Source organism: Stenotrophomonas sp. Marseille-Q4652 (assembly GCF_916618915.1).
Taxonomy (GTDB): domain Bacteria; phylum Pseudomonadota; class Gammaproteobacteria; order Xanthomonadales; family Xanthomonadaceae; genus Stenotrophomonas.
The window spans coordinates 2,284,163-2,296,649 of record NZ_CAKAKE010000001.1 but is presented as its reverse complement, the minus strand read 5'-3'; the positions used below and the strand labels follow the sequence as shown (position 1 = coordinate 2,296,649).

General features: G+C 68.4%; 12 protein-coding genes. 10 read left to right on the top strand and 2 right to left on the bottom strand.

The window, feature by feature from the left end; genetic code table 11:
• The first annotated feature begins 430 nt into the window (after positions 1–430).
• The 10 genes from LG380_RS10900 (at position 431) to LG380_RS10855 (ending at position 11,616) form a co-directional block, all read left to right on the top strand.
• The gene (locus tag LG380_RS10900) at positions 431–3,340 is read left to right on the top strand and encodes a TonB-dependent receptor (RefSeq protein WP_225765111.1); all 2,910 of its coding nucleotides are present in this window, start codon (positions 431–433) and stop codon (positions 3,338–3,340) included.
• 62 nt (positions 3,341–3,402) lie between these two features.
• Complete coding sequence (locus LG380_RS10895) at positions 3,403–5,001, top strand: serine hydrolase (RefSeq protein WP_225765110.1); 1,599 nt, start codon at positions 3,403–3,405, stop codon at positions 4,999–5,001.
• Between the two features lie 23 nt (positions 5,002–5,024).
• The gene (locus tag LG380_RS10890; protein WP_225765109.1) at positions 5,025–5,753 is read left to right on the top strand and encodes a M15 family metallopeptidase; all 729 of its coding nucleotides are present in this window, start codon (positions 5,025–5,027) and stop codon (positions 5,751–5,753) included.
• Between the two features lie 52 nt (positions 5,754–5,805).
• A complete protein-coding gene (locus LG380_RS10885) occupies positions 5,806–5,997 on the top strand; it encodes a CPXCG motif-containing cysteine-rich protein (protein ID WP_225765108.1) in 192 nt (63 codons plus the stop codon).
• A 47-nt stretch (positions 5,998–6,044) separates the two neighbouring features.
• The gene (locus LG380_RS10880) at positions 6,045–6,425 is read left to right on the top strand and encodes a hypothetical protein (RefSeq protein ID WP_225765107.1); all 381 of its coding nucleotides are present in this window, start codon (positions 6,045–6,047) and stop codon (positions 6,423–6,425) included.
• Between the two features lie 214 nt (positions 6,426–6,639).
• On the top strand, positions 6,640–6,975 hold the full coding sequence (locus LG380_RS10875; RefSeq protein WP_225765106.1) for an EF-hand domain-containing protein: 336 nt from the start codon (positions 6,640–6,642) through the stop codon (positions 6,973–6,975).
• A gap of 89 nt (positions 6,976–7,064) precedes the next feature.
• Positions 7,065–7,814, top strand: coding sequence for an HAD family hydrolase (locus tag LG380_RS10870; protein WP_225765105.1), 750 nt, complete (start codon positions 7,065–7,067; stop codon positions 7,812–7,814).
• A 31-nt stretch (positions 7,815–7,845) separates the two neighbouring features.
• Positions 7,846–8,406 carry a hypothetical protein gene (locus LG380_RS10865; RefSeq protein WP_225765104.1) on the top strand — a complete coding sequence of 187 codons (561 nt, stop codon included), beginning with the start codon at positions 7,846–7,848 and terminating at the stop codon, positions 8,404–8,406.
• An 88-nt stretch (positions 8,407–8,494) separates the two neighbouring features.
• A complete protein-coding gene (locus tag LG380_RS10860) occupies positions 8,495–9,847 on the top strand; it encodes a VOC family protein (RefSeq protein WP_225765103.1) in 1,353 nt (450 codons plus the stop codon).
• 335 nt (positions 9,848–10,182) lie between these two features.
• Positions 10,183–11,616, top strand: a complete 1,434-nt coding sequence (locus tag LG380_RS10855) for a VWA domain-containing protein (RefSeq protein WP_225765102.1) — start codon at positions 10,183–10,185, stop codon at positions 11,614–11,616.
• Positions 11,617–11,668: 52 nt separating this feature from the next.
• Here the strand turns inward: LG380_RS10855 and LG380_RS10850 are convergent, their stop codons facing one another.
• Positions 11,669–12,178, bottom strand: a complete 510-nt coding sequence (locus LG380_RS10850) for an N-acetyltransferase (RefSeq protein ID WP_225765099.1) — start codon at positions 12,176–12,178, stop codon at positions 11,669–11,671.
• The gene (locus tag LG380_RS10845) at positions 12,175–12,477 is read right to left on the bottom strand and encodes an excalibur calcium-binding domain-containing protein (RefSeq protein ID WP_225765097.1); all 303 of its coding nucleotides are present in this window, start codon (positions 12,475–12,477) and stop codon (positions 12,175–12,177) included. The genes LG380_RS10850 and LG380_RS10845 overlap by 4 nt, the downstream gene beginning before the upstream one ends.
• Positions 12,478–12,487: the final 10 nt, after the last annotated feature.

The following is a 12,487-nucleotide window of genomic DNA, read 5'->3' as shown; positions in this document are numbered from 1 at the left end:
TGCAGCGGCGCGAGGGCGATGGACGCCGCTGCAGGGCGTGCGGGGGTCGGGCCGGCGGGGAGCGCCTGGCCCAGGACAATTGCGCGTTTCCAGGATTTCCCGCCAGGACGGCTCATCGGTCAACACGCGGTAGCGGACCCAGGTCCGGACGCCCGTGCGCGCGCCTGTTTGATCAGCGCAGCGGGGCAGCAGTAACGGCTTCAGGGGATGTGCGGCGGGCGGAGCAGCTGGGGAGCAGCTCCGCGGTGATCCAGCAAACAGGAGTTTCCGGCGTCCGGTGCTGCCACCGGAGGCCAGGTCCTCCGGGCAGTGGTTCCAATTTCTTATCAACGTCTGCAGGAGAGAGCAGGGGATGAACGCGAAGATCATGAAGCGGGCGGCGCTATGCGTTGCCCTGGGTGCGTGCCTGGGGTCCATGGCGCCTCTTGCGATGGCACAGAGTGCGACCGGTGCGGTGGCCGGCCGGGCAAGCGCAGGTGACCAGATCACCATCACCAATGCCGCCACCGGCCTGACCCGCACGGTCACCGTGGGCGCCGATGGCACCTACCGCCTGTCCCAGCTGCCGGTTGGCGACTACACCCTGTCGGTTTCGCGTGGGGGCCAGGGCGCCGGCCAGGACCTGACCGTGTCCGTGCCGCTGGGCGGCACCGCTACCATCAACCTCAATGCCGAAGGTGGCCTGCGCAACCTCGACACGGTGCACGTGGTCGGCTCGCGCGTGGTCAACCGCGTGGACGTCTACTCCACCGAAAGCTCGTTCAACATCAACCGCGAGGAACTGGCGCGGCTGCCGGTGGACCAGAGCCTGAGTTCGGTCGCGCTGCTCGCCCCGGGCGTGGTGGCCAGTGGCGCCACCTTCGGCGGCCTGACCTTCGGCGGCTCCTCGGTGGCCGAGAACGTGGCCTACATCAACGGCCTCAACGTCACCGACCCGTACCGTCGCCAGGGCTTCTCCTCGGTGCCGTTCGCCTTCTACAAGGAAGTGCAGGTCAAGACCGGCGGCTACTCGGCCGAATTCGGCCGCAGCACCGGCGGCGTGATCAATGCCGTCACCCGTTCGGGCACCAACGAGTTCCACGGCGGCGTGCAGGTCACCGCCGAGCCGGCGGCCTGGGAATCCAGCCGCGACGACCACTTCTACCGGGACGGCAGCATCACCGACCTCAACCGGACCAGCCGCGACGCCAGTCCGTTCTACAAGTACAACGCCTGGGCGTCCGGCCCGATCGTGCAGGACAAGCTGTTCTTCTTCGCGATGTACGAGAAGCGCGATGCAGACTCGCGCGACATCGACGAAAGCGAGGCCTGGAAGACCGACAGCGGCAACGACTTCTGGGGCGCCAAGCTGGACTGGCGCATCAGCGACGACCACCTGGTCGAGCTGCTCGCGTTCTCCGACAAGGCGACCTCGTACACCACCAAGTACAACGACTACGTCTGGGATACCAGGCAGTGGGGCGAGCCGGACATCGGCAGTGCCGCATCCGGTTCGGGTGGCGACAACTGGTCGGCGACCTACACCGGCCACCTGACCGAGAACTTCACCGCCAAGCTCATGTACGGCGTCAATGAGCGCAGCGCCACCTCCGGCAGCAACATGGATGCCGAGTGCAGCACCTACGCGCACACCGCCTATACCAACGGTCCCAAGCCGGACCGCATCGGTTGCCACCCCAACAACGCCCGCGTCAGCACCCGCTATGACGAGCGCGAAGCCAGCCGCGTGGACTTCGAGTGGACGCTGGGCGACCACCTGGTCCGTTTCGGCTATGACCGCGAGGTGATGGATTCGGACAGCACGGTCTTCAACCCGGGCGACGGCCTGGCCTACAGCGTGCTAAACACCCGTCCGGGCGCGGTGCTGGCCAACGGCGCGGCGGTGCCGGCCGGTGTCACCGGCCTGATCGACGCCCGCCGTTACGTAACCGGCGCGCCGGTCTCCACCGACACCCAGGCCTTCTACATCGAGGACAACTGGAACGTCACCCCGAACCTGCTGCTCAGCCTGGGCGTGCGCGCCGACAAGTTCACCAACACCCTGGCCAGCGGCGCGCTGTTCGCCAGGGCCGACTTCGGCGACATGATCTCCCCGCGCCTGGGCTTCAGCTGGGACATGAACGGCGACGGCACCACCAAGCTGTTCGGCAACGCCGGCCGCTACTACATCCCGCTGACCAACAAGCTGACCGACTACTTCGGCGGCGGCACCACCGACGAGCACACCTACTACGCGCTGGCCGGCTGGGAGCAGCGCACCGACTCCAGCGGTGCGGCCTACTACGTGCCGGTGCCGGGCGGCCAGATCGGCCCGGTGAACACCGATGGCAACGCCCCGGCGCCGGATGACATGCGCACCGCCGTGGCCAGGAACCTCAAGCAGGTGTTCCAGGACGAATACATCCTGGGCTTCCAGCAGGCGATCAGCGAATCCTGGTCCTACGGTGCGAACGTGACCTACCGCCGCATGACCCGCGCGGTGGAAGATGCGGCCATCCGCCACGTCGACGGCTGCCCGTGGTACTCGGGCGACTGGCCGATCATCAACCCGGGCGAGAAGACCACCCTGTGGTGCCCGACCACCAACGACTGGGTCAGCTTCGACAGCTCCAAGGACGGCTACATCACCACCGGCAGCGGCATCGTCATGGGCTACAAGAAGCCCAAGCGCACCTACAAGGGCGTGGAGCTGCAGCTGGACCGCGCCTGGGATGACAGGTGGGCGTTCAACGCCAGCTACCTGTGGTCCAAGTCCGAGGGCAACATCGAAGGCCCGGTGAACTCGGATACCGGCTACAACGACACCAACCTGGTGCAGTACTACGACCACCCGGCGGTCAACGAGCGCTACGGCTACCTGTTCAACGACCACCGCCACCAGATCAAGCTGCGTGGCAGCTTCAAGTTGAACGAGGCGCTGTCCTTCGGCGGCACCTTTACTGCGATCTCCGGTGGCCCGATCACCGCCTATGGCGTGCGCTGGCCCAACGACAACCGCAGTGCCGGTGGTCCGGGCGAGTACAGCGGCGGCGGTTCGGGCTGGCTGTGCGTGGCCAACTGCTCGAGCATCGATCGCGAGCTGGTGTACAGCCCGCGTGGTGCCTTCGGCCGCATGCCGTGGGTCAAGGACCTGGGCCTCAACGTCACCTGGACCATCCCGGTGCCGGTGGGCGACCTGAAGGCACGCTTCAACATCTACAACGTGCTCAACAGCCAGGCCGCGGTCAACGTGCACTCGCGTTACGAGAGCGCCCCGGGCGTGCAGATGCCGCACTTCGCCGAGGCCCGCCGCTGGCAGGCCCCGCGCTACGCGCAGCTGGACGTGAGCTGGAGCTTCTGATCCAGTGAGTGGGAAGGCAACGGCCCGCAATGCGGGCCGTTTGCCGTTTGGAGGGACGAAAGATGCAACAACGCAAGATCCTGCCGCGCTGGCTGCTGGCCGGCGCGCTGCTGCTGGCACCGCCGCTGGCGGTGGCCTGCGTCGAGGCCGATGCGAGTGCGCAGGCCCAGATCGACCGTCTGGTCGACGAGACGGTCGCGCGCTATGACCTGCCCGGCATTGCCGTCGGCGTAATCGAGGGCGGGGAGGTGATCCACGTGGCCACGCGTGGCCGGCTGGCCGTCGACGAACCCGCGGCGGTCGATGCCGACAGCCTGTTCAAGATCGCCTCCAACACCAAGGCGATGACCGGTGCGCTGCTGGCGCGGCTGGTGCAGGCCGGCAAGCTGCGCTGGGATGACCCGGTGATCAGGCACCTGCCGCAGTTCCGCATGCACGACCCATGGGTCACGCAGCAGATCCAGGTGCGCGACCTGCTGCTGCACAACTCCGGCCTCGGCCTCGGCGCCGGTGACCTGATGCTGTGGCCAGAACCCAATGATTTCAGCCGCGCCGACATCATCGCCGGCCTGGCCCACCTCAAGCCGGTGACCAGCTTCCGCGCCGGCTATGCCTACGACAACCTGCTGTACGTGGTGGCCGGCGAGGTCGCCGCCGCGGCCGGGGGCAAGCCGTACAACCAGTTGCTGCGCGAGGAAGTGTTCGCGCCGCTGGGCCTAGAGGGCTGCCGGGCCGGTGACTGGTCGCCGGCCAGGACCGGCAACGTCGCCCAGCCGCACGTGCGCCGCGAGGGCCGCAACGTGGTCGGCGGTCGCGATGGCGACTGGGAGGCCGATTTCCCGTCGATGGCCGCCGGCGGCGTGCGCTGCTCGCTTACGGACATGCTGCGCTGGAGCCAGGTGCTGCTCGATCCGGAGCTCGTGCCCGGCTGGCTGGACACCACGCAGCGCCGCGCGCTGTGGACCGCGCACATGCCAATGCCAATCAGCGAGCGCATGCGCCAATGGGAGGGCACGCACTTCCTGGGTTATGGCTATGGCTGGCGGATCTCGGACATGGAGGGCCAGTGGAAGGTTGCCCACACCGGCACGCTGTCGGGCATGTACTCCTCGCTGGCCCTGCTGCCGGACCGGAGGAACGGCGTGGTGATCCTGATCAACGGCGAGGCCGAGGACGCCCGCATCGCGCTGATGCAGGTGCTGCTCCAGCGCTGGACGCAGCCGCAGGTGCGCTTCAGCGTCGGCGATTACGGCGACCGGCTGCAGGCCGACCGCGAGGCCTCGCAGAGTGCCGGCCGGGTTGCCACGGATACCACCGCACGCCAGCCGGCAACCCCGGCCGGGCTGTCGCAGTGGGCCGGCGTGTACCGCGATCCGTGGTTCGGTGAGGTCACGCTGTGCCCGCAGGAAGGCATGGTGCGCTGGGTATCGCGCAAGTCGCCGCGGCTCGATGGCCAGGTCATGCGCCTGGAGTCGCGCTGGCTGGTGCAGTGGGAGCGGCTGGGCGAGGACGCCGAGGCATGGCTGCAGTTCTCGCATGAGGACGGGAAAAGGGTCATGCAGATGCGCGCCATCGACCCGGACATCGATTTCAGCTACGACTACCAGGACCTGCATTTCGTCCGCACCGGCGCGTGTCCCGCGTCCGGTGCCCACCCCTGAGACGACAGACAACCGAGGTTGCCATGCTTCGCATCCGCCCTGGTGCCACCCTCCGTTGCAGCCTGCTGGCTGCCGCACTGCTGGCTTGCGCCAGTGCCGCCGCCGATGAAGTGAAGGTGTCCACGGCCATCGATGCCGCGCAGGCCGGCATGGTGGAGATCCGCACGCTGGCGCCGGATATCGCCATGGACATCCGCTACGCCGGCCGCGACAACTTCACCGGCAACGTCGTTCCCGGCTACGAGGCCGCCGCCTGCTACCTGCTGCAGCCGGTGGCCGAGGCGCTGGCCAGGGTCCAGCACGACCTGCGCGCCGGTGGCTACTCACTGCAGGTCTACGACTGCTACCGCCCGGTGCCGGCCGTGCATTCGTTCGTCGACTGGGTCGGCCAGCCGGACGATCCGCAGGCGAGGCAGCGCCACTATCCCAACGTCGCCAAGGACACGCTCATCGACGAGGGCTACATCGCCTCCACCTCCGGCCACAGCCGCGGTGCCACCGTCGACCTTGGCCTGCTGGACTGCCGCAGCGGTCGCTGCGAGCCGCTGGACATGGGCACGCCGTTCGACTTCTTCGATCCGATCGCGCATACCCACACACCCGGGCTGACCGATGCCCAGCGTGCAAACCGCAAGCAGCTGCTCGATGCGATGGCCAGGCGTGGCTTTGCCAACTATCCCAAGGAGTGGTGGCACTTCACCTTCCGCCCGGAGCCGGACCCGACCACCGCCTACGGCTTCCCGGTGCGTTGACGCGGGGCGAAGCACGGCCGGTGCAGGGTGGGTGTCCAGAAGGAGCGATCACATGGATACCCAGCTGCTGACCGTGCACTGCCCGTACTGCGGCGAGCCTACCGACCTGGTGGTCGATCCCTCCATCGACGACCAGCAGTACATCGAGGACTGCCAGGTCTGCTGCCGGCCGATGCAGGTGTTCGTGCAGGTCGACGACGACGGCGAGGTGCGGCTGCACGTGACCTCGGGCGACGAGGCGTAGCGCGCAGCCGCTAGACTGTGCGCTTCCCTCGTTTCGATACACGCACGATGAACCTGCCGCTGCACTTTGGACTGCTGGGCTCGCTGGAAGCCGGATTGATCGCCCTGCTGGTCGGGTTCGCGGTGTACTTGCTGTGGCACAAGCTGTGCGGCTGGCTGCGCTGGTCGATCGGCCACGCTCTGGGCTGGTCGTGCGTGATCGCCGTGGTGATCGGCGCGGGCATCGATATCTGGAAGCTGTTCTACATGGGGATGATGCGGCTGGAGTCGCCCCTGTACGCGCGGCTGTTCCTGGCCACCATCCACGATCCCAACGAACTGGGTACCCGCGTGGTGCTGGAAGTCTCCGGCGCGCTGGCCGGTGTAGCGCTCGCGTACTGGCTGTTCAGCCACCGGCCGGAAGACGGAAGCGGCAAGCCGGCCGCCTGATCCGGTCACGGGTCACGCTTTCACGGCCCATTGAATGGGCGGCTTACCAAGCACTGACGCCGCGCTAATCACTGCGCTAGACCCTCTCGCCTGCGAGCAGGTTAAATGCCTGTAATCCGCTGATTCCCCGGCAACAACGATTCAGGCCTCCAGCGGCAAGGTGGGCCCCGTGCGGAGACACCGTGCGTTTCCACCCACGTCAGAGAGGTATTCCATGAAGAATCTTCGTAACCGCAATTCCCTGCTCGCCCTGATCGTGAGCGCCAGCGCGGCGCTGGGCTTTCCGGCCTTTGCCCAGAGCGCCGGCCAGGACGCCACCACCGATGCAGGCGCTGCCGCGGCACAGGCACAGACACAGGCGCAGTCCAACGGCGGCGGCCAGACCTGGGCCAGCGTCGATACCGATGGCAACGGCTCGATCAGCCGCAGCGAGGCGCAGGTCAACCCGGGCCTGGCCCAGGTGTTCGACCAGGCCGATGCCGATTCCGATGGCCAGCTGACGCCGGATGAGTACAAGGCCTTCGTCCAGAAGCAGGCCAGCGGCAACTGACCTTCGGGGGTTGTTGACCGGTGATGGAAGGGGCGGCGCAAGCCGCCCCTTCCATGTGTGGCACAGGCCACGGTTGTTATCCTCGCCCGATGAAAACCCTTTCTTCCCACGCCATCGGCCTGGTCGGCTTCGATGGCGATGACACGCTCTGGCGCAGCGAGGACTACTACCGCGCCGCCGAGCAGCAGTTCGAGCAGATCCTCGGCCATTACCTGGACCTGGGCGACGCCGGCACCCTCGGCCACCTGCTGGCGGTGGAGCGACGCAACCTCGCCGTGTTCGGCTACGGCGTAAAGGGCATGACCCTGTCGATGATCGAGGCGGCGATCGAACTGACCGACGCACGCATCAGTGCCCGCCATCTGCAGCAGGTGCTGGAGATCGGCCGCGTCACGCTGCAGCACCCGGTCGAGTTGATTGCCGGCGTACGCGAGGCGGTGGCGGAGATTGCCCGCGACTTCGGGGTCGTGCTGATCACCAAGGGCGACCTGTTCCACCAGGAACAGAAGATCGCGCTGTCCGGCCTGCAGGACCTGTTTCCGCGCATCGAGGTCGTCTCCGAGAAGGATGCGGCCACCTATGCGCGGGTGCTGGCCGAGTTCGACCTGCCGGCCGAACGCTTCGTGATGGTCGGCAACTCGCTGCGTTCGGACGTGGAGCCGGTCATCGCGCTGGGTGGATGGGGGATCCACACCCCGTACGAGGTCACTTGGGCACACGAGGCCGAGCATGACGTGGCCGCCGGCGAACCGCGCCTGCGCGAGGTGCCGACCGCGGCCGGCTGGCCACATGCTGTGCGCGAGCTCGATGCGCTGGCGCGGAGCGCCCACGGTGCCTGACACCCGGGCAGGGCTGCGGCAGAATCGGCCCATGTCATCGCACCTGCCCATCGCTGGCCTGCTGCTCGCCTGCCTGCTGTCCGGCGCCGCGCCCAGCGCGCTGGCGCAGGACGCGGCCGCGCCTGAAGCGCCGCTGGCCGAAGCGGTCTACGCGCCGGCCACCGGCGATGCCTGGGTGGACCGCCAGCTGGCCGACATCAACCGCTATGCCGAGCGGTATCCCGATGCCTTCCTCGATGAGCTGATGCGCTACGGCGGCGCGCGTCGTGCCTATGCCGCGGCCCTGCTCAACGAGCAGCAGTGGCCGGCGGGGGACATCTACTTCGCCTGCGTCTGGGGCAAGGTCAGCGGCCTGGGATGCCGCGAGCTGGTGCGCGCACGCAGCCGCCTGCCGCAGGGCAGCTGGGCCGACGTGCTGGCCAGCCTGCCGGAGAAGCCGCAGAACACGCAGTGGCGCGCGTTGCGCCATGCCATCGTCGCCAGCTTCGACCACTGGGAGCGGCCGATCGAACTGGACGCCCTGCTGCGCAGCCAGCTTGGCGACCGCGAACAGCGTCGCCAGATGCGGGCCGAAGAACGCGACGCACGCTGACCTTGTTGCCCTGCAGATAGCCGTGGGCAGGGCCGGCAGGCGAGAATGAGGCAGTGCCGGACGGCTTCCGGCGTTGCTCCTTCGAACGATGACCGACCACGTATCGCCCGACCACATCCGCAGCCTGTTCTCGCAGGCCATGTCGCACATGTACCGCACCGAAGTGCCGCTGTACGGCACGCTGGTGGAGCTGGTGGGGGCGATCAACGAACAGGTCCTTGCCGCCGATCCCGATCTGGCCGCGCAGATGGCGCGCAGCGGCGAGCGCGAGCGGCTGGACGTCGAGCGCCACGGCGCGATCCGCGTCGGCACCGCGCAGGAACTGGCCACGCTGCGCCGCGTGTTCGCGGTGATGGGCATGCATCCGGTCGGCTATTACGACCTGTCGGTGGCCGGCGTGCCGGTGCATTCCACCGCGTTCCGCCCGCTCGATGCCGACGCGCTGAACCGCAATCCGTTCCGCGTGTTCTGCTCGCTGCTGCGGCTGGAGCTGATCGAGGATGCCGCGCTGCGCGAACAGGCCGCGGCCATCCTCGCGCGTCGCCAGATCTTCACCCCGGGCGCGCTGGCATTGATCGAGCAGTGCGAACGCGACGGCGGACTGGGCGAGGAGGATGCGTGGCGTTTCGTGGTCGAGGTGCTGGAGACCTTCCGCTGGCACAACCAGGCCACGGTGTCGCTGCCGACCTACCGCGCCCTGCATGACGCGCACCGCCTGGTTGCCGACGTGGTCAGCTTCCGCGGCCCGCACATCAACCACCTCACCCCGCGCACGCTGGACATCGATGCGGCGCAGGACGAGATGCAGCGCCGCGGCATCGACGCCAAGGCGGTGATCGAAGGCCCGCCGCGCCGCCACTGCCCGATCCTGCTGCGCCAGACCAGCTTCAAGGCGCTGGAAGAGAACGTGCACTTCCCCGATGGCGACGACAGCGCCGCCGGCACCCACACCGCGCGCTTTGGCGAGATCGAGCAGCGCGGCCTTGCGCTGACGCCCAAGGGCCGTGCGCTGTACGACACGCTGCTGGCCCAGGCCCGTGCCGCCGAGGGCAGCGCCGGTGGTGACTACATGCAGCGCCTGCAGGCCGCGTTTGCCGCGTTCCCGGACGACCACGACACGCTGCGCCGCGAAGGGCTGGGCTACTACCGCTACGAGTTGACCGAGGCTGGTCGCGCGCTGCCGGCCGACCAGCGCCAGCTGCCGGCCGAAGTCCTGGTCGAGCGTGGCCTGGCCAGCGCCAGCCCGATCGTCTACGAGGACTTCCTGCCGGTCAGCGCGGCGGGCATCTTCCAGTCCAACCTCGGCGGGGCCGAGCAGCGTGCCTACGCCGCACAGGCCAACCAGCGTGCGTTCGAACAGGCACTCGGCGCGCCAGTGGCCGATGGCTTTGCGCTGTACGCCGGCATCGAGCAGGCCTCGCTGGACGCGCTGGCTGCCTGATCGCTGAACCCGCACCCGGCCGGTGCTGTTGCCACCGGCCGTGCGCAGGTAGTGTCGGCACTTCCGCCACAGGGGAAGTGCCGATGTACACGAATCGCGTCGTACTCACTACCGCCGTATTGATCGCCCTGGCCGGCTGCGCCGCGCAGCCCGTCGCCGGACCGAGCGTCGACATGCCGGAGACGCGTCCCTCCGAAATCGTCACACCGCCCAGTCCGCCGGCACCTCCGCAGGCACGCCATGCGTACGAAGCAGCCGCGATGGCCCGCGTTGCACCCGGCCCGCGCCCATCTCTGCTTCCGCCGCCACCGCCGGGGTGGATGCAGCCGGCTGCAGTGGATCGCGAAAAGTACCAGCGCCCGGACGACAACCCGGTCAAGGCCACGGCCGACGAGCCGGTCTCCACGTTCTCGGTGGACGTGGACACCGGCAGCTGGAGCAACGTGCGCAAGCTGCTGGAGGCGGGCAAGCGTCCGCCACGCGATGCGGTGCGCACCGAGGAGTTCATCAACAGCTTCCGCTACGGCCACCCGGCGCCAGCCAGCCGCAAGGTGCCGTTCGCGTTCCACACCGAGCTGGCGCCGGCGCCGTGGGATGCGCGCCGGCAACTGCTCATGATCGGCATCAAGGGTTACGAGCTGCCGCGCGATGCATTGCCGCCGATGAACCTGGTGTTCCTGGTCGACACATCCGGCTCGATGTATTCGCCCGACAAGCTGCCGCTGCTGAAGAAAGCCTTCGCCCAGCTGGTGCCGCAGTTGCGCGCGCGTGACCGCGTCGCCATCGTTGCCTACGCGGGAAGTGCGGGCGAGGTGCTGGCTCCCACGCCGGGCGACCGGCACGCGGCCATCCTCGCTGCGCTGGAGAAGCTCGAGGCCGGTGGCAGCACCAACGGCGGCGCCGGCATCCAGCTCGCCTATGCGCTGGCCAAACAGTCCTTCATCCGCAACGGCGCCAACCGCGTGATCCTGGCCACGGATGGCGACTTCAACGTCGGCACCGTCGACCAGGCCGCACTGGAAACCCTGGTCGCCGACCAGCGCGCCAGCGGCATTGCCCTGACCACGCTCGGCTTTGGCCGTGGCAACTACAACGATGCGCTGGCCGAGAAGCTGGCCAATATCGGCAACGGCAACCACGCCTACATCGACAGCCTCAGCCAGGCGCGCAAGGTGCTGGTCGAGCAGATGGGCGGCACGCTGCACACCATCGCCAACGACGTGAAGATCCAGGTCAAATTCAACCCGGCCCAGGTCAGCGAGTACCGCCTGATCGGCTACGAGAACCGCGTGCTGGCCAACCAGGACTTCGCCAACGACAAGGTCGATGCCGGTGACATCGGCGTCGGCCACGAGGTCACCGCGCTGTACGAGATCACCCCGGTCGGCAGCGGTGCCGAACAACTGCCGGCGCGGCGCTACGCCAGCAGCAAGCCGCAGGTGCCAGCCAGCGTGGCCGGCGAGATCGCCGAGCTGCGCCTGCGCTACAAGCTGCCCGGGCAGGACACCAGCAAGCTGCTGAGCCGGCCGGTGCTGGCCAGTGACGCAAGGAAGTCGCCGGGCGAATCCCTGCGCTGGGCGGCCGCCATCGCCGGCTTTGCCGACCAGTTGCGGGGCGGCGAGCGCATGCCCGGCTGGAGCTGGGACAAGGTCATCGCCACCGCGCAGGGCGCACGCGGCACCGATCCCAACGGCGAACGCGCACAGGCCGTGCAGCTTATGCGGCTGGCCCAGGGCCTGGTGGATTCGGCTGCATCCACTGACGAGTGAGCATCCGGCTGACGGCTCCATCGGTTGATGGAGCTGTCACTGGTGGGTGGCGTCAGCCGGCGGCGTCGAAGGCCGCGGCGTAGCGCACTTCGCCCCGGGGACAGGGGCCGCCGAAGTACAGCGTCTGGAAGTAGGCTGGCGGCACGCCCGGCAGCACCAGCCCCGGCACGACGACGAAACCGAAGCGGCCGTAGTAGCCGGGCTCACCCAGCACCACGCAGCCGCGTGCGCCCAGTGCCTGCAGGCGCCGCAGGGCTTCGCGGACCAGTGTTGCGCCGATGCCCTGCCGCTGGTGCGCAGGCAGCACCGAGACCGGGCCCAGGCCATGCCAGCCGGCCGTGCCGTCACTGATCGATACCGGCGATACCGCCACATGGCCGACGATGCCGCCGTCGATCACGGCGACGAGCGATACCGTCAACTGGCCCGCTGAGCGCAGTGCCTCGACGATCGCCGGCTCGGTACCGCTGCTGTGCGGTGCGCTGGCAAATGCCTCGCGGGTGACGTCCGAGATCGTCGCGGCGTCATCCGCACGCTCGTCACGCACTTCGATCATGGTCATTCGCAGCCGATGCCGTCACCGTCGCGGTCCAGATGCGGACCGTAACCCGGATCGCCACGCCGTACCGGTGCAGCGCCTGCCGCACGCGCGGCAGCGCAGTTGGGATAGGACGTGCCGGGCCGGTCGGCGGGATTGGATGGTCCGGATGGCGGTGCCAGCCTCATCGGTGCCGACGGGGCGGCAGGTGCGCGGTGGCAGTGGTAGTCCCCGGTCTGGCGGTTGTTGTGGCAGCCCTGTTTGTTGAGTCCGCCCGGATGCGCCATCGCCATGCCGGCAAGCGACAGCAGGGCAATCAGCACGCCACACTTC

Bases quoted from the DNA above. Each gene is read 5' to 3' on its own strand.
- LG380_RS10900 (WP_225765111.1), top strand. From the start codon at position 431: ATGGCACAGAGTGCGACCGGTGCGGTGGCCGGCCGGGCAAGCGCAGGT.
- LG380_RS10895 (WP_225765110.1), top strand. From the start codon at position 3,403: ATGCAACAACGCAAGATCCTGCCGCGCTGGCTGCTGGCCGGCGCGCTG.
- LG380_RS10890 (WP_225765109.1), top strand. From the start codon at position 5,025: ATGCTTCGCATCCGCCCTGGTGCCACCCTCCGTTGCAGCCTGCTGGCT.
- LG380_RS10885 (WP_225765108.1), top strand. From the start codon at position 5,806: ATGGATACCCAGCTGCTGACCGTGCACTGCCCGTACTGCGGCGAGCCT.
- LG380_RS10880 (WP_225765107.1), top strand. From the start codon at position 6,045: ATGAACCTGCCGCTGCACTTTGGACTGCTGGGCTCGCTGGAAGCCGGA.
- LG380_RS10875 (WP_225765106.1), top strand. From the start codon at position 6,640: ATGAAGAATCTTCGTAACCGCAATTCCCTGCTCGCCCTGATCGTGAGC.
- LG380_RS10870 (WP_225765105.1), top strand. From the start codon at position 7,065: ATGAAAACCCTTTCTTCCCACGCCATCGGCCTGGTCGGCTTCGATGGC.
- LG380_RS10865 (WP_225765104.1), top strand. From the start codon at position 7,846: ATGTCATCGCACCTGCCCATCGCTGGCCTGCTGCTCGCCTGCCTGCTG.
- LG380_RS10860 (WP_225765103.1), top strand. From the start codon at position 8,495: ATGACCGACCACGTATCGCCCGACCACATCCGCAGCCTGTTCTCGCAG.
- LG380_RS10850 (WP_225765099.1), bottom strand. From the start codon at position 12,178: ATGACCATGATCGAAGTGCGTGACGAGCGTGCGGATGACGCCGCGACG.